Raw genomic sequence first — 16,024 nt, 5'->3', positions numbered from 1 at the left:
GTTTTTGTTGGCCTCATCGCGAGCAGGCTCACTCCTACACTGGAACACGTTCTCCTGTAGGAGTGAGCCTGCTCGCGATGGCCACAATAAGGTCTCGGATCAGTAAAACATCGTCCGCGACTCTTCCAGATCTTCACACAGCGCTTTGTTCTCCTGATCGATCCCAAGCTTGCGGAACGCCGGAACTGTCATTGGATCGATCCGCGCAAAAGGGTGATCAGTGTCCTTGTGGCAATACAGGCTCGCCACCTGCACCAGATCGACGTAATCAATGGCCGTCGAGTCGCGCTTGAAGTCCTGATAGCGCCCCGGCAATTCCACCAGGCGTTCTGGAAACTCCCAGACGCGCAGGAGCTTGTCGCCCAGCAACGGATGAATGTGATCGATCACATGGTTGAGGCTGACCGGGTCTGACAGCAGCTCATAGTGATCTTCTGCGTAGGTCAGAATCGGCAACACGCCGATCTGGTGCACCAGCCCGCCGAGTGCTGCCTGATCGGGTTTGAGCTGCGTGTAGCGGCGGCACAGCGCATAACTGACCCCGGCAATTTCCAGGCTCTTGCGCCAGACTTCGCGCATCTTCTGTTCGACCACTTCGGAGCGGGCGTGGAAAATCTGCTCCATCACCAGACCGATCGCCAGGTTGCTGCTGTAGTTGATGCCCAGCCGGGTGATGGCCGTGTGCAGGTCGGTAACTTCCTGGGCGGCGCGCAGCAGCGGGCTGTTGACCACTTTGATCAGGCGCGCCGATAACGCCGTGTCCCGGCCGATCACTTTGCTCAGGTCGCTGACGCTGATTTCCGGGTCTTCAGCGGCCTTGCGAATCTGCAGGGCCACTTCCGGCAACGTGGGCAGAACCAGGTCATCGTTATCGATGGCCTCAACCAAATCCTGTTGGACTTTTTCCGCCAGTTCGCTCATTTGGACTCTCTAGGGTGTTGCAACAAATGCTGCGATCAGCGCTGGATTTCGCGGTCGCGATCCAGTGCGTAAGGCAGGTCGAGCAAGTGCAGCGCCGGGCCTTCGAGGGAACCCACGTGCAGATCGCCCGATTCGGCAGCTTCGGCCTGCAGCACCGCCAGGAGTTCAATGTTTTGACCGGCGTTGGCGGCCAGGACCACTTCGCCGATCGAGCTGTTGTGGCTCGGCGCGAACAATGGTGTGCCGGGCTCCGGCAAATCAGCCGTGTCGAGGCTCAAGCGATACAGACGACGCTTGAGTTTGCCCAGGTACTGCATGCGCGCGACGATTTCCTGGCCGGTGTAGCAGCCTTTCTTGAAGCTCACGCCGCCAACGGCTTGCAGGTTGAGCATCTGTGGGATGAACAGTTCGCGGGTGCTCGGCATGACCTGACCGATACCGGCGCGGATCTGGCCCAGCAGCCATTGGTTCAGTTCGCCTTCCGGCAGTGTTACGGCGAGTCTGGATTTGATGGCGTCTGCCTGATCGGCAGGCACCCAGAGTTCGGCGCGATCTGGCGAGACACGAATGGCGATCAGACCTTCATGGCGCACGACGCTGTCGGTATCGACCGGCAAATCCAGGCCGAGGCAGCTCAGGGCGGCATCGCCTTGCACCAGACCAAAGCGCATCCAGGCAGCACTTTCGTCGGTCAGTTTCGATTTGGAGAAGACTGCGTATTTTTTCAGGTCCGCCAATTGTGGTTCCAGCAACTCGCTGGCCATCGCCAGCACCACGCCGTCACCTTCGAGCAGAATGCGGAAACTCGACTGCATCCGGCCTTTCTGCGTGCAGCGCGCGCCAAGGCTGGCCTTTGTGTCACTCAGATAATTGAGGTTGCAGGTCAACTGGCCTTGCAGGAATTTCCCGGCATCCGAGCCGCGAACCGCAAGAACGCCTTCATGAGACAGGGTGCAGAAAAAAGCAGAATCGGCCATGGGTCATCGCAGGGTAAATAGACTGGGGCACATCATAAGGGTGCATGGTTGAAATGGGTAGTTGATAAAGGATCGGTGGTGCCCGACCAAAGCCGACTGTGCGACCTGCGCCGGGGCTGTATACTTGCCGGCAAATTTGAGGAGGGCTCCATGGTCGAACAAGTTGAACTGAATCGCCTGTTTTGGCACAGCCGTCGCGGCATGCTTGAACTTGACGTGTTGCTGGTGCCGTTCGTGCAGGAGGTTTACGCGACGTTGAACCAGGTGGATCGCGATCTGTATGTCCGTCTGCTGACGTGCGAGGATCAGGACATGTTCGGCTGGTTCATGGAGCGCAGCGAGTCTGAAGACCCGGAGTTGCAGCGCATGGTTCGCATGATTCTGGATCGTGTCCAGCCCAAGTAATACGTTCGAATGCCGCTGGCATGCCTCTGGGCAGTTGCTGGCGGCGTATCTGCTGGCCCAGGCGTTCGCACTGGGTGCTTTGTTTCTGCTTTCGATTCCACTCTGGGCCAGCCTGCTCGGGGCTTTTGCCTGTCTGCTTCATGGGTTTTGGACGTTGCCACGGCAGATTTTGCTGACTCACCGAATGGCTTTTTGCGGATTGCGCCGCGATGCCGATGGCTGGCAACTGTGGAATCAAGCCAATGGCTGGCAAACCGTGCAATTGAGGCCGGACAGCCTGGCGCTGCCGTTGATTGTGGTGTTGCGCTTTCGTTTGCGCGGGGAATGGCGGGTCAGGTCGATCTGCGTACCGCGAGATTCGCAGGTCGCCGATGTGCATCGACGCCTGCGCGTGCGGCTCAAGTTCAGCCGACGTAGGTGGGCGGCACCAGAATAGTGTCGAGCGCCTCGGGCAACATGTCCGGGTAGTCGAGGGTGTAATGCAGGCCGCGACTTTCCTTGCGTTCCATGGCTGAGCAGATCATCAGTTCGGCGACCTGAGCGAGGTTGCGCAACTCGATCAGGTCGCGGCTGACTTTATAGTTGCTGTAGAACTCGTCGATCTCGTCCAACAGCAAACGTACGCGGTGTTGAGCCCGTTGCAGGCGCTTGTTGGTGCGCACGATGCCAACGTAGTCCCACATGAATCGGCGCAGCTCATCCCAGTTGTGCGCAATGATCACGTCTTCGTCCGAGTCGGTCACCTGGCTGGCGTCCCACGCGGGCAGGGCGCTTGGCGCGGCGACATCGTCCAGTTGCGCGAGGATGTCCGCCGCGGCCGAACGCGCATAGACGAAACATTCCAGCAGCGAGTTGCTGGCCATGCGGTTGGCGCCGTGCAGGCCGGTGAAGCTGGTTTCGCCGATGGCATACAAGCCCGGCACATCGGTGCGACCTTGTTGATCGACCATCACGCCACCGCAGGTGTAGTGCGCAGCGGGTACGACCGGGATCGGCTGCTTGGTGATGTCGATACCGAAACCGAGGCAGCGCTCATATACGGTAGGAAAGTGCGTCTTGATGAAGTCTTCGGGCTTGTGGCTGATGTCGAGATAGACGCAGTCGACACCCAGACGCTTCATTTCATGGTCGATGGCCCGAGCGACGATGTCGCGCGGTGCCAGTTCGGCGCGTTTGTCGAAGCGATACATGAAGCGCTCGCCGTTCGGCAGCTTCAAATGTGCGCCTTCGCCGCGCAGGGCTTCGGTAATAAGGAAGCTTTTCGCTTGTGGGTGGTACAGGCAGGTCGGGTGGAACTGGTTGAATTCCAGGTTCGCCACCCGGCAGCCGGAGCGCCAGGCCATGGCGATGCCATCACCACAGGCGCCGTCGGGGTTGCTGGTATAGAGGTAAACCTTGGCCGCGCCGCCCGAGGCCAGAATCACAAAGCGTGCGCCGTAGGTATCGACTTCGCCGGTTTTGCGATTGAGTACGTAGGCGCCGAGGCAGCGCTCGCCTTCCATGCCCAAACGGCGTTCGGTAATCAGATCAACGGCAACCCGCTGCTCCAGCAACTCGATGTTCGAACGCTCTTTGGCCTGAGCCAGCAAAGTTTTGAAGATTGCCGCGCCGGTAGCATCGGCCGCATGGATGATGCGACGGTGGCTGTGACCGCCTTCGCGGGTCAGATGAAATTCGAATCCGCCATCTTCAGTGCCGGATTGATCGTCGCGGGTGAACGGTACGCCCTGGTCGATCAGCCACTGGATGGCTTCACGACTGTGCTCGACGGTAAAGCGCACGGCGTCTTCATGGCACAGACCGCCACCGGCGTTCAGGGTGTCATCAACATGGGATTCGACAGTATCAGTGTCATCAAGCACGGCGGCGACGCCACCCTGGGCCCAGAAGGTCGAACCGTTGGCGAGATCGCCTTTGCTCAATACGGCAATGCGCAAATGACCCGGCAAGGTCAGCGCGAGACTCAAACCGGCAGCACCGCTGCCTATGACCAGAACATCATGTTGGAATTGTTGGCTCATTACAGGATTCCGCTCAAAGCGACCCGGGTCGGGGGTGGCGCAAGACCGCTGGATCGGCGAGTCAAGACAGCCACACAGCCCACTAGTATATAGAGGGGTGGGACGGCACAATAGCCGCGCCGATATGGCATTGTGAAACTACTGTGAAGGAAAAAACCGCGTGCTTCGTCGGAAGTTTTTTTCACCCTTTTGGGGAGAACACGACTGTATCGGCGCTGAAACAGGATTTTTCTGCCCAGGGTTGCCCAATGTCTGGGCGGTGCGACTATAAATAATTGGAACTTTTGCCAAAGGCCCAAGATCAATAGTCGGTGCCAGAAACAAGGGACGTGTCGGCTTCAGTGCGGAATCTGCGGTTGGATTCCAGCCCGGCGAAACCGATAACAAGATTATTCGCGCAGCCGGTTTATCCCGCGCTGCGTTTTTCGTGCGTGCCAAATCAGAGCCCGCAGGAAACTTGCCTGGAGGGGGAGAACTTTTGCGAAAAGCCCGAGTCTATGTTTGCAAGTCTGGTCGTTTAGTTATGCAAGTCTCCTTCGGGCTTATCGAGGAGTGTTCATGCTAACCCAGGAAGAGGATCAGCAGCTGGTCGAGCGCGTTCAACGCGGCGACAAGCGAGCTTTCGATCTGTTGGTGCTGAAGTATCAGCACAAGATTCTCGGGTTGATCGTGCGTTTTGTGCACGACACCCATGAAGCCCAGGACGTGGCTCAGGAAGCCTTTATCAAGGCGTATCGAGCACTTGGAAACTTTCGCGGCGACAGTGCGTTTTATACGTGGCTGTACCGTATTGCCATTAACACGGCGAAGAATTACCTGGTTTCACGCGGCCGTCGGCCGCCGGATAGCGATGTAAGTTCCGAAGATGCAGAGTTCTACGATGGCGATCATGGCCTCAAGGATCTCGAGTCACCAGAACGTGCACTGCTGCGGGATGAGATCGAAGGCACCGTCCATCGAACCATCCAGCAACTGCCAGAGGATTTGCGTACGGCGTTAACTTTACGTGAATTCGATGGTCTGAGTTACGAGGACATTGCGAGCGTCATGCAATGTCCGGTGGGTACCGTGCGCTCCCGGATTTTCCGCGCTCGGGAGGCCATCGATAAAGCCCTGCAGCCGTTGTTGCAGGAAAACTGAGACAGCGGCGATAGCCAAGAGAGGAACGCCATGAGTCGTGAAGCCCTGCAGGAATCGCTGTCCGCAGTGATGGATAACGAAGCGGACGAACTGGAATTGCGTCGAGTGATTAATGCACTTGATGACGTCGAAACCCGTGAGACCTGGGCTCGTTACCAGATCGCTCGGGCAGCCATGCACAAGGATCTGCTGCTGCCACGCCTGGACATCGCTGCGGCAGTATCTGCTGCACTGGAAGACGAAACGGCTCCGGCCAAAGTATCTCGCAGCCCATGGCGCAACCTCGGTCGCCTGGCTGTTGCTGCCTCGGTGACTGTTGCCGTTCTGGCCGGTGTGCGCCTGTACAACCAGGACGAAATCGCTGGTGTTGAACTGGCACAGCAATCCAATCAGCCTACCCTGGCCACTCCACAGGTCAAAGGCCCGGCTGTTCTGGCAGGCTATAGTGAGAGTTCTGAAGCTACCGGCCCTATGGCCAATGGCGTACTGCAAGGTCAACCAGGCTGGCACGATCAGCGTCTGCCAGGTTACCTGCGCCAACATGCTCAACAGGCTGCACTGAAAGGCACTGAAAGCGCGCTGCCATACGCACGTGCTGCAAGCCTGGAAAACCGCTAAGGAGGATCATGCGCGCCATACCTCTACTTTCGCTTCTGCTAAGCGGCTGGTTCATTGTTCCAGCCCACGCTGATGAGGCCCAGGACTGGTTGGCCCGTCTGGGCCAGGCCGAGCAGCAGCAAAGCTTTCACGGCACATTCGTTTACGAGCGTAACGGTAGTTTTTCTACCCATAACATCTGGCATCGCGTCCAGAATGGCCAAGTCCGCGAGCGTTTACTCCAGCTCGACGGCTCGGCGCAGGAAGTCGTGCGCGTTGATGGACATACTCAATGCGTCAGCGGCACTCTGATTGCCGGGCTGGGGGATTCTCCGAACTCAGCCGCTCGTCCTCTCGATCCGCAAAAGCTGAAAAACTGGTATGAACTTGCCGTCATCGGCAAGTCGCGCGTGGCTGGGCGAGACGCAGTGATCGTATCGCTGACGCCTCGCGATCAGCATCGTTACGGGTTTGAGCTGCATTTGGACAAGAAAACGGGCTTGCCGCTGAAGTCGTTGCTACTGAATGACAAAGGGCAGTTGCTCGAACGCTTCCAGTTCACCAGCCTCGATACTGACGAAGTCCCTTCGGACAAAGATTTACAGGCCGATGCCGACTGTAAAGCGATTACGCTCGACAGCGACAAGGCTTCGGCCGTCAAGACCGCGCAGGTCTGGCACTCTGAATGGCTGCCGCCGGGTTTTGAATTGACCAGCAGCACCTCGCACAAAGATCCGGAAACCAAGACACAGGTCAACAGCTTGCTGTATGACGATGGTCTGGCGCGGTTCTCGGTGTTCCTTGAGCCTTTGAACGGTGCAACAGTGACCGATACGCGGACTCAACTGGGCCCGACCGTTGCCGTTTCTCGTCGCCTGACTACCCCCGACGGCGAAATGATGGTCACGGTGGTCGGCGAAATCCCGATTGGCACCGCCGAACGAATTGCTCTGTCGATGCGTAACACTGATGGCACTGCCACCAGCAAGCAGTGAGCTGATTCAGTCATTACCACTTCTTCGTCGAGACGTAGATGAAATGTTTGCTGAGCATTTTCATTTGCAAATACCCCGAAAATTTTTTATAGGTCAGAGCCTCACGGCTCTGGCCTTGTTTGTTGTTGCCGGAACAAAAATGCCGGTCGGTGGTTTACGGTGTTCCTTGCTCCATATCGCTTAACCCTGCTCGTCGTAACGGGAGCTGTATGTCGATACCAAGTTTGAAATCTTATCTCTCCATTTTCGCCACTGTGCTGTTGCTCGGTCAGGTGGTCCCTGCTGCGCAAGCGGCCGATCTGCCTGACTTCACCCAATTGGTCGAACAAGCTTCGCCAGCCGTGGTGAACATCAGTACCACGCAGAAACTGCCGGATCGCAAAGTGAACCAGCAGATGCCTGACCTGGAAGGTCTGCCGCCGATGCTGCGCGAGTTCTTCGAGCGTGGCATGCCGCCTCAGCAGCGTTCGCCGGGCGGTGGTGGTCGTCAGCGTGAAGCGCAATCGCTGGGTTCGGGTTTCATCATTTCCCCAGACGGTTACATCCTCACCAACAACCATGTGATTGCCGATGCCGATGAAATTCTCGTGCGTCTAGCCGATCGCAGCGAAATGAAAGCCAAGCTGATCGGCACCGACCCGCGCTCTGACGTGGCCTTGCTGAAAATCGAAGGCAAAGACCTGCCAGTGCTCAAGCTGGGCAAATCCCAGGATCTGAAAGCCGGCCAGTGGGTCGTCGCGATCGGTTCGCCATTCGGCTTTGACCATACTGTGACTCAAGGCATCGTCAGCGCTGTTGGTCGCAGCCTGCCGAACGAAAACTATGTACCATTCATCCAGACTGACGTGCCGATCAACCCGGGTAACTCCGGTGGCCCGCTGTTCAACCTGAACGGTGAAGTGGTCGGGATCAACTCGCAGATCTACACCCGTTCCGGCGGCTTCATGGGCGTGTCGTTCGCGATTCCGATCGACGTGGCGATGGATGTTTCCAATCAGCTGAAAAGCGGCGGCAAAGTCAGCCGTGGCTGGCTGGGTGTGGTCATCCAGGAAGTGAACAAGGATCTGGCCGAGTCGTTCGGTCTGGATAAGCCGGCCGGTGCGCTGGTTGCGCAGATTCAGGATGACGGCCCTGCTGCCAAGGGCGGTCTGCAAGTCGGCGACGTGATTCTGAGCATGAACGGCCAGCCGATCGTGATGTCCGCTGACCTGCCGCATCTGGTCGGCGCACTCAAGGCTGGCGCCAAAGCCAGCCTGGAAGTGATTCGTGAGGGCAAGCGCAAGAACGTCGATCTGACCGTTGGCGCGATCCCGGACGAAGGCAAGGAGCTGGATGCACTACCGAAGTCCGGCGCTGAAAGTACCAGCAACCGCCTCGGTGTTTCGGTGGGCGAGCTGACCGCCGAGCAGAAGAAAACCTACGACCTCAAAGGTGGTGTGGTGATCAAGGAGGTACAGGACGGCCCTGCTGCCCTGATCGGTCTGCAACCGGGTGACGTCATCACGCACCTGAACAACCAGGCCATCGGCTCCAGCAAAGAGTTCGGTGAAATTGCCAAGGCGCTGCCGAAGAACCGTTCGGTATCGATGCGTGTCTTGCGTCAAGGTCGTGCCAGCTTCATCACCTTCAAACTGGCTGAATAATCCAGCGGTAGGGTAAAAAGAAACCGCCTCGAAAGAGGCGGTTTTTTTATGCCTGAAGCTTTTATGTCACAGCGATAAAGTTAGCCCATCATGTCCTTGATCATGCGTTCCTGCTCCATCAGCTCACGCTGACGGGCATCGATCCGCGAGGACAGCGGGAAGTTGTTGCCGGCCTTGCGCTTGGCGAAGTCCAGTTGCTGGATCGCCTGGCGGTAATCGCCAACCAGCGCGAAGTATTCGGCGCGCGCCTGATGCAGGCCGATGATATTACCCGACAGACCCCGCGTCTCGGCGACCTGATACCAGACGTCCGGATCATCCGGGCGTGATTTGAGCAAACCTTCCAGCGCTTTCTCGGCATCGGGAGCGCGATTCTGTTTGAGCAACAGATCGACGCGCACCTGATTCAGTGGATAGTTGCCGGGGTACTGCGCGAGCATCCGGTCCACCCGCGATTGCGCATCCGGCAGGCGATTGTTGGTGATGTCGAGATCGACCTGCGCCAGGTTGTAGATGATTTCGTTCGGTGAGGTCGCCAGCAATTGCTTGAGGTTCTCGCGAGCTTCATTCAACTGTCCGCCCTTGATCTGCGCGATCGCGAGTCCGTAGCGCGCCACGTCATTTTTCGGGTTTTCATCCAGTTGTGCACGGAAGCGCTTGGCGCCCAGGCCCGGGGTTTCTTCATAAATCAGCTGCACGCGTGCGCGAATCAGTTGATAGCGCTTGGAGTCTTCGATGCCGCCCGGTTTGGCCTGTTCGGCGCGGTTGCGGGTGTCAGCAATACGCGATTCGGTGACCGGGTGAGTCAGCAGGAATTCTGGCGGCTTGGCGTCGAAACGATATTGACGCATCAAGCGTTCGAACATGGTCGGCATCGAGCGCGGGTCATACCCGGCCTTTTCCAGATTGAGGATACCGATGCGGTCGGCTTCCTGTTCGTTCTGTCGGGAAAAGGTGCGTTGTGACTGAATCGCCGCTGCTTGCGTACCGGCAATGGTCGCGATCCCTGCATCACCGCCACCGGCTGCTGCAATGACGATGCCGGCGAGCAGAGCGGCCATCATCGGCACCTGCATGCGCTGCGAAGCTTCGACGCCGCGAGCGAAGTGGCGTTGCGACAAGTGAGCCAATTCGTGCGCCAGTACCGAAGCGTATTCGCCCTCGGTCTGCGCATTGAGGAACAGGCCGCCGTTAACGCCGACCACACCGCCCGGCGCAGCGAAAGCGTTGAGCTGCGGGCTGTTGATCAGGATGAATTCGAGGCGTCGGTCAGTGACCTGACTGGTTTCCACCAGCTTGTAAACGCTGGATTCGACGTAGTCCTTGAGCTGGGGGTCGTTGAGCTGTGAAACCTGGCTGCGCAGCATGGCCAGCCAGGCGCGACCGAGCTGGTATTCCTGTTGCGGCGAGACAATGGCAGAACTGGCGTCGCCGAGTGACGGCAGATCGTCGGCAAAGCCTGGTGAGGCGAGCAGGCAAGCGAGCGTCAGCAGGGTAGGGCGCAGAAAAGTCATGCACAAAGCCTTAGAAGACAAAGACCTTACTGTAGCCGGACACCGGAGCTGCGACCAGATATTCTAGGCAGCTCGACGACCCGAACCGGAGTGACGCAATGACCGACGCTGTAGCCCATGACGTGGAACTGGACGCCAGTGGCCTCAATTGCCCGTTGCCGTTGCTCAAGGCAAAAATGGAACTCAACAAGCTCGAGAGTGGCGCCGTCCTCAAGGTGATCGCTACCGACGCAGGCTCGCAACGCGACTTTCGCACCTTTGCCAAGTTGGCCGGTCATACGCTGCTGCGCGAAGAAGACGAAGCAGGCGTTTACCGTTACTGGTTGAAAAAGGCCTGAACCCACAGCGTAAAAGACCTAAGGATTATTGATGTTCAAAGTGTTACGCGACTGGATTCAGCGCTACTTCTCCGATGAAGAAGCCGTGGTGCTGGCGGTGCTGCTGTTCCTCGCCTTCACGGCGGTGCTCACCCTCGGCGGCATGCTCGCGCCGGTGCTGGCTGGGATGGTGCTGGCGTACCTGATGCAAGGGCTGGTGGTCACGCTGGAGCGCTTGCGTGTGCCGGGTGGCGCGGCGGTGGGGCTGGTGTTTGCGCTGTTCATGGGCGTGCTGATGGTGTTCATCGTCGTGGTCGTGCCGTTGCTTTGGCATCAATTGATCACGCTGTTCAATGAGCTGCCGGGCATGCTCGCCAAGTGGCAATCGTTGCTGTTGCTGTTGCCGGAGCGCTACCCGCACCTGGTCTCTGACGAGCAAGTGCTGCAAGCCATCGAGGCGGCGCGCGGCGAGATTGGCAAATTCGGCCAATGGGCGCTGACGTTCTCGTTGTCGAGTCTGCCGTTGCTGGTCAACATCATGATCTATCTGGTACTGGTGCCGATTCTGGTGTTCTTCTTCCTCAAGGATCGGCTGATGATTGGCGAATGGGTGCGCGGTTATCTGCCGCGTGAACGCGCTCTGATTACGCGGGTCGCGCAGGAAATGAACCGGCAGATTGCCAACTACATTCGCGGCAAGGTCATTGAAATCGTTATTTGTGGTGGCGTGACCTACATCGCTTTTGTGGCGCTTGGATTGAACTATGCGGCGCTGCTGGCGTTGTTGGTGGGCGTGTCGGTGGTGGTGCCGTATGTCGGTGCTGTGGTGGTGACCGTGCCGGTGCTGTTGATCGCATTGTTCCAGTGGGGCTGGAGTGATCAGTTCATCTATCTGATGGCGGTCTACGGGATCATCCAGACACTGGATGGCAACGTGTTGGTGCCGTTGCTGTTCTCGGAGGCGGTCAACCTGCACCCGGTCGCCATTATCTGCGCGGTGCTGTTGTTTGGCGGGTTGTGGGGGTTCTGGGGGGTGTTCTTCGCGATTCCGCTGGCGACGCTGTTCAAGGCGGTGCTGGATGCGTGGCCGCGCAAGGAGCCGGCGGTGGCGCCGTTGCTGTAGTAGTTGATCCAGATTGTTCGGTGCGGCTTAAGGCCTCATCGCTGGCAAGCCAGCTCCCACAGGGTTTTCGGTGCACACAAAACCTGTGGGAGCTGGCTTGCCAGCGATGGCGTCAGAGAAGACGCCAGAGAAACATCAGGCCTTGTTCAAATTCTGCGCAGCAGCCAGAACAGCATCTACATGCCCCGGCACTTTCACGCCACGCCACTCCTGACGCAGCACACCATTCTTGTCGATCAGAAAGGTGCTGCGATCAACGCCCAGGTATTCCTTGCCATACAGCTTCTTCAATTTGATCACGTCGAACAACTGACAAACAGCTTCGTCCTTGTCACTGATCAGCTCGAACGGAAACTCTTGCTTGCACTTGAAGTTCTCGTGGGACTTCAGGCTGTCCCGCGAAATACCGAAGATTTCCGTGTTGGCAGCCTGGAACGCCGCGTACTGATCACGAAAGCCCTGGCCTTCGGTGGTGCAGCCCGGCGTGCTGTCCTTCGGATAGAAGTAGATCACCACTTGCTTGCCCTTCAGGGCAGACAGACTGACGGTCTGCCCGCTGGTGGCAGGCGCTTCGAAATCGGCAACCGGTTGGTCGATGACAACGGCCATGAAAGCTTCCTTACATTGGGTTCTGTGGGCGCCAAGGCTCGATCAGTGCGTCCAGGTTCATCGCGTCGGAGAAGTCGAGGAACTGATCGCGCAGCCAGCTGATCTGGGTACCGGCCGGCAGGGTCACGGTGAACGTGGCGTTGAGCATGGTGCCGCCGGTCTGTGGTGCCTGATACGTGTCGCAGGTCAGGTTTTCCAGTTCGACGTTGTGGTCCATGAAAAACTGGCACAGCTCATTGATGATGTCCGGGCGATACGCCGAGCTGACGTAAGCCACATATGGCAACGCTTGTGGACGATTCTCCAGCGGCGCGCTGCGCACTACGTTGACAGTGAACGCGTGCTTCTTGGAGAGGCTTGGCAGACTGCCCTCCAGGCGGGCGAGGGCGTCCCAGCTGCCGGAAACCTCAAGAATCAGCGCGCTGCACTCGCCGTGGCGGGTCAGGCGTGAAGTGACTACGGCGCAGCGATTTTCATGGCTGGCGCGGCACAGGACGTTAGTCAGCTCCATGGGGTTGGCGCCGAGGGCACTGATGACAAGGAATTGTTCGCGAACTGTGGGGGTGGACATGCAGCATTCCTAAAGCGATGAGCGGTCGGTAGGTTACGGACGCTGGCGGCCGGGGCCTGCCTGTTCTGGCTGTCCATTGCGATAGACCCGGCAAGCGCTCGCGGCTCGCTCCACTATAGCGGGAGCGCGTCGATGCGACGCAGGAACGGGGTCTGGGAGGCCGAAAAGGGAGGCTGGAACCCGACGTACAAGCTGATCGGTACCGATCAAAGTCTGAAGGGTAGCGAAAAGCGGCGCCAAGGGGAATGGCGGCAGCGCAGTACTTCGCTTGTGCAAGCATCTTGGCGCCAGTACCATTACCGCTCTCTTTTTCCGGCAGGAGCGGTTTCATGATTGCGGGCAGTATGGTGGCACTGGTCACTCCCATGGATGCACAAGGGCGTCTTGACTGGGACAGCCTCAGCAAACTCGTGGACTTCCATCTCAAGAACGGCACCCATGCCATTGTCGCAGTCGGTACTACCGGCGAGTCGGCAACCCTTGATGTAGAAGAACACATCGCCGTCATCAAAGCCGTGGTCAAACAGGTTGGCGGGCGCATCCCGGTCATCGCCGGTACTGGCGCCAACTCGACCCGCGAAGCCGTCGAGCTGACCCGCAACGCCAAAGAAGCCGGTGCCGATGCCTGCCTGCTGGTGGTTCCGTACTACAACAAGCCGACTCAGGAAGGCTTGTACCAGCACTTCAAGCACATCGCTGAAGCGGTCGACATTCCACAGATTCTCTACAACGTTCCGGGCCGCACGTCGTGCGACATGCAGGCCGAGACCGTGATTCGCCTGTCCACGGTGCCGAACATCATCGGCATCAAGGAAGCCACTGGCGACCTGAAGCGCGCCAAAGCGATCATCGATGGTGTGAGCAAGGATTTCATCGTGTTGTCCGGCGATGATCCGACCGCCGTTGAACTGATCCTGCTGGGCGGCAAAGGCAACATCTCCGTGACTGCCAACGTCGCCCCGCGCGAAATGGCCGACCTGTGCGAGGCCGCTCTCAAGGGCGACGCCGACACCGCACGGGCAATCAACGAAAAACTGATGCCACTGCATAAAGACCTGTTCATCGAAGCCAACCCGATTCCGGTGAAGTGGGCTTTGGTTGAAATGGGCCTGATGCACGAAGGCATCCGCCTGCCGCTGACCTGGCTGAGCACACCTTGTCATGAAACGCTGCGCTCGGCCCTGCGCCAGTGCAGCGTCCTGGTTTAATTGAGGAAGTACAACGCATGAAGCGAATGGCCGGACTTTCCGCACTTGCCTTGATTATCTCCAGCACCAGTGGCTGCGGATGGGTCTGGGGCCCGGAAGGTTATTTCCGTGACCGCGGTAGCGATTACCTGGAAGCGCAACAGACTGCACCGATGCAACTGCCACCGGATGTCAGCACGTCCAAACGTCTGGATCCGCTGCTGCCGATCCCGCGTAACGTCGCTGATGACACCGCCAAGGGCGAATACATTGTGCCGCGTCCTCAGCCGCTGTCGGCCGTTGCCGATGCCAGCGATTACTCGCTGCAGAAGAGTGGTGATTCGCGTTGGGTCGTGGCCCAGCATCCACCGGCCGAAGTCTGGCCAGTGGCCGTGCAGTTCTTCCAGGACAACGGTTTCCGTCTGGACGAACAGCGCCCGCAGACCGGCGAATTCACCACCACCTGGCAGCATTCCGACGAACTGTCCGCGTCCATGGCCAAGCGCCTGAGCGCAGCCGGTATCGCCAGCGACAGCGAAACCCGCGTGCGTGTGCGCATCGAGCCAGGCGTGCAGCGCAACACCAGTGAAATCTACGTGGTCAGCGCCGAGCGTCCTGCCGGCAGCACCGCCGATGTCGATTTCACCAACCGTTCGGTCAACACTGGCCTGGACGCAGCCCTGGTCGACGACATGCTCGCGAGCATGAGCCGAATCTCCGAGAAGGGCGGTTCGGTGTCGATGCTGGCCTCGCGTGATTTCGATACCCCGAGCCGTGTCAGCCTCAGCGAAGACGGCAGCGGCAACCCGGTGTTGAACGTCGGTACCGATCTGGACCGTGCCTGGTCGAGCGTTGGCCGTGCACTGGAACAAGGCGAATGGCGCGTTGAAGACATCAACCGCAGCCTGGGCCTGTATTACATCAACCTGGCCGAAAAAGCCGAGAAGAAAGACGACAAGCCTGGTTTCTTCAGCAGCCTGTTCGGCAGTGCGCCGACCAAGGAAGAAGTTGAATCCCGTGCCGAGCGTTATCAGGTTCGCCTGAGCAAGGTTGGCGAGAACATTCAGGTGACCGTCGAGAAAAACATCAACACCGTTGCGCCGGCTGAAGTGGCGCGCAAAGTGCTGAGCGTGATTCAGGACAACCTGGGCTGATCAACCATGCGTTTTGCCGTTCTCGGCAGCGGTAGCCAAGGGAACGGCACGCTGATCGCCAGTGCTGATACGTATGTGCTGGTGGATTGTGGTTTTTCCCTGCGGGAAACCGAAAAACGCCTGTTGCGCCTGGGTGTGAACCCGGCGCAATTGAGCGCGATACTCGTAACCCACGAACATGCCGACCACGTGCATGGCGTGGGTTTGCTGTCTCGGCGCTACAATCTACCGGTCTACCTCAGTCGCGGCACTCTGCGCGGGATGCGCAAACCGATTGAACCCGCAGGCTTTCTGGCCGGCGGCGAGCAACTGCAGATCGGTGCTCTGAGCGTCGGGGTCATTGCCGTGGCCCATGATGCGCAGGAACCGACTCAGTATGTCTTCAGTGATCAAGAGCAGCGGCGCTTCGGCCTGCTGACCGACCTGGGTTCTTACTGCGAGCGGGTGCTGGACGGTTATCGGGACCTCGATGCGTTGATGATCGAGTCCAACCATTGTCGCGACATGCTGGCCCGTGGGCACTACCCGTACTTTCTCAAGCAGCGGGTGGGCGGCGAGCTGGGACATTTGAACAACCATCAGGCGGCATTCCTGGTGTCCGAGTTGGGCTGGCAGGGCTTGCAACACCTTGTCCTGGCTCATCTGAGCAGCAAGAACAACATGCCGCAGCTGGCCCGGCAATGTTTTGTCGACACCCTCGGGTGCGACCCGGACTGGCTGCAACTGGCCGATCAAGATTCAGGGCTTGACTGTCGCAACATCGCCTAGCCCACCTACTTAGCAAGCGGAGCCCATCATGGAAAAACGTGAAGAACTCTACCGCGGCAAAGCCAAATCGGTTTACATGACC

Annotated in this window: 17 protein-coding genes; 11 read left to right on the top strand and 6 right to left on the bottom strand. The window is 58.6% G+C overall.

Features of this window, described 5'->3' with window-relative positions; genetic code table 11:
• Positions 1-99: 99 nt before the first annotated feature.
• Complete coding sequence (locus tag ACIPIZ_RS11775; RefSeq protein ID WP_064388478.1) at positions 100-921, bottom strand: HDOD domain-containing protein; 822 nt, start codon at positions 919-921, stop codon at positions 100-102.
• A gap of 35 nt (positions 922-956) precedes the next feature.
• Positions 957-1,898: a folate-binding protein YgfZ gene (locus ACIPIZ_RS11770; protein WP_064388476.1), complete on the bottom strand. Its 942-nt coding sequence runs from the start codon at positions 1,896-1,898 to the stop codon at positions 957-959.
• 150 nt (positions 1,899-2,048) lie between these two features.
• On the opposite strand from ACIPIZ_RS11770, the gene ACIPIZ_RS11765 reads away from it, so the two are divergent.
• Both ACIPIZ_RS11765 and ACIPIZ_RS11760 read left to right on the top strand, forming a co-directional pair.
• Positions 2,049-2,303, top strand: coding sequence for a succinate dehydrogenase assembly factor 2 (locus ACIPIZ_RS11765; RefSeq protein WP_007911418.1), 255 nt, complete (start codon positions 2,049-2,051; stop codon positions 2,301-2,303).
• Positions 2,287-2,739 (top strand): protein YgfX, encoded by a 453-nt coding sequence (locus tag ACIPIZ_RS11760; RefSeq protein ID WP_064388474.1) that lies wholly within the window; start codon positions 2,287-2,289, stop codon positions 2,737-2,739. Before ACIPIZ_RS11765 ends, ACIPIZ_RS11760 begins: the two co-directional genes overlap by 17 nt.
• Here the strand turns inward: ACIPIZ_RS11760 and nadB are convergent.
• Positions 2,708-4,324 carry an L-aspartate oxidase gene (gene nadB / locus ACIPIZ_RS11755; RefSeq protein WP_105708449.1) on the bottom strand — a complete coding sequence of 539 codons (1,617 nt, stop codon included), beginning with the start codon at positions 4,322-4,324 and terminating at the stop codon, positions 2,708-2,710. The genes ACIPIZ_RS11760 and nadB overlap by 32 nt on opposite strands.
• 558 nt (positions 4,325-4,882) lie before the next feature.
• Here nadB and rpoE point away from each other — a divergent pair.
• The 4 genes from rpoE to ACIPIZ_RS11735 all read left to right on the top strand — a co-directional run bounded on the left by rpoE (position 4,883) and on the right by ACIPIZ_RS11735 (position 8,699).
• On the top strand, positions 4,883-5,464 hold the full coding sequence (gene rpoE / locus ACIPIZ_RS11750) for an RNA polymerase sigma factor RpoE (protein ID WP_003172477.1): 582 nt from the start codon (positions 4,883-4,885) through the stop codon (positions 5,462-5,464).
• 30 nt (positions 5,465-5,494) lie between these two features.
• Positions 5,495-6,082: a sigma-E factor negative regulatory protein gene (locus ACIPIZ_RS11745; RefSeq protein ID WP_064388462.1), complete on the top strand. Its 588-nt coding sequence runs from the start codon at positions 5,495-5,497 to the stop codon at positions 6,080-6,082.
• Positions 6,083-6,090: 8 nt separating this feature from the next.
• Entirely contained in the window at positions 6,091-7,056 is a 966-nt protein-coding gene (locus ACIPIZ_RS11740; RefSeq protein WP_401165416.1) for a MucB/RseB C-terminal domain-containing protein, read from the top strand.
• A 209-nt stretch (positions 7,057-7,265) separates the two neighbouring features.
• The gene (locus tag ACIPIZ_RS11735) at positions 7,266-8,699 is read left to right on the top strand and encodes a DegQ family serine endoprotease (protein ID WP_401165414.1); all 1,434 of its coding nucleotides are present in this window, start codon (positions 7,266-7,268) and stop codon (positions 8,697-8,699) included.
• An 80-nt stretch (positions 8,700-8,779) separates the two neighbouring features.
• On the opposite strand, the gene ACIPIZ_RS11730 is transcribed toward ACIPIZ_RS11735, so the two are convergent.
• Positions 8,780-10,213: a M48 family metalloprotease gene (locus tag ACIPIZ_RS11730; protein WP_064388458.1), complete on the bottom strand. Its 1,434-nt coding sequence runs from the start codon at positions 10,211-10,213 to the stop codon at positions 8,780-8,782.
• Between the two features lie 98 nt (positions 10,214-10,311).
• Here ACIPIZ_RS11730 and ACIPIZ_RS11725 point away from each other — a divergent pair, with 98 nt between their 5' ends.
• Together ACIPIZ_RS11725 and ACIPIZ_RS11720 are read left to right on the top strand one after the other, a co-directional pair.
• A complete protein-coding gene (locus tag ACIPIZ_RS11725) occupies positions 10,312-10,551 on the top strand; it encodes a sulfurtransferase TusA family protein (RefSeq protein ID WP_064388455.1) in 240 nt (79 codons plus the stop codon).
• Positions 10,552-10,582: 31 nt separating this feature from the next.
• Positions 10,583-11,653 (top strand): AI-2E family transporter, encoded by a 1,071-nt coding sequence (locus tag ACIPIZ_RS11720; protein ID WP_064388453.1) that lies wholly within the window; start codon positions 10,583-10,585, stop codon positions 11,651-11,653.
• Between the two features lie 135 nt (positions 11,654-11,788).
• On the opposite strand, the gene ACIPIZ_RS11715 is transcribed toward ACIPIZ_RS11720, so the two are convergent.
• On the bottom strand, positions 11,789-12,262 hold the full coding sequence (locus ACIPIZ_RS11715) for a peroxiredoxin (protein ID WP_064388451.1): 474 nt from the start codon (positions 12,260-12,262) through the stop codon (positions 11,789-11,791).
• 10 nt (positions 12,263-12,272) lie between these two features.
• The gene (locus tag ACIPIZ_RS11710) at positions 12,273-12,833 is read right to left on the bottom strand and encodes a glycine cleavage system protein R (RefSeq protein WP_008077813.1); all 561 of its coding nucleotides are present in this window, start codon (positions 12,831-12,833) and stop codon (positions 12,273-12,275) included.
• A 329-nt stretch (positions 12,834-13,162) separates the two neighbouring features.
• On the opposite strand from ACIPIZ_RS11710, the gene dapA reads away from it, so the two are divergent.
• The 3 genes from dapA to ACIPIZ_RS11695 are packed head-to-tail and all read left to right on the top strand — an operon-like array spanning position 13,163 to position 15,942.
• Positions 13,163-14,041 carry a 4-hydroxy-tetrahydrodipicolinate synthase gene (gene dapA / locus ACIPIZ_RS11705; protein WP_038358365.1) on the top strand — a complete coding sequence of 293 codons (879 nt, stop codon included), beginning with the start codon at positions 13,163-13,165 and terminating at the stop codon, positions 14,039-14,041.
• A 17-nt stretch (positions 14,042-14,058) separates the two neighbouring features.
• Positions 14,059-15,174 carry an outer membrane protein assembly factor BamC gene (gene bamC, locus ACIPIZ_RS11700; protein WP_105708455.1) on the top strand — a complete coding sequence of 372 codons (1,116 nt, stop codon included), beginning with the start codon at positions 14,059-14,061 and terminating at the stop codon, positions 15,172-15,174.
• A gap of 6 nt (positions 15,175-15,180) precedes the next feature.
• The gene (locus tag ACIPIZ_RS11695) at positions 15,181-15,942 is read left to right on the top strand and encodes an MBL fold metallo-hydrolase (RefSeq protein WP_401165411.1); all 762 of its coding nucleotides are present in this window, start codon (positions 15,181-15,183) and stop codon (positions 15,940-15,942) included.
• Positions 15,943-16,024 lie beyond the last annotated feature (82 nt).

Origin of the sequence: Pseudomonas sp. NPDC087690 (assembly GCF_044743175.1) — a bacterium.
Taxonomy (GTDB): Bacteria; Pseudomonadota; Gammaproteobacteria; order Pseudomonadales; family Pseudomonadaceae; genus Aquipseudomonas.
This window is presented reverse-complemented; position numbering and strand designations above follow the sequence as displayed.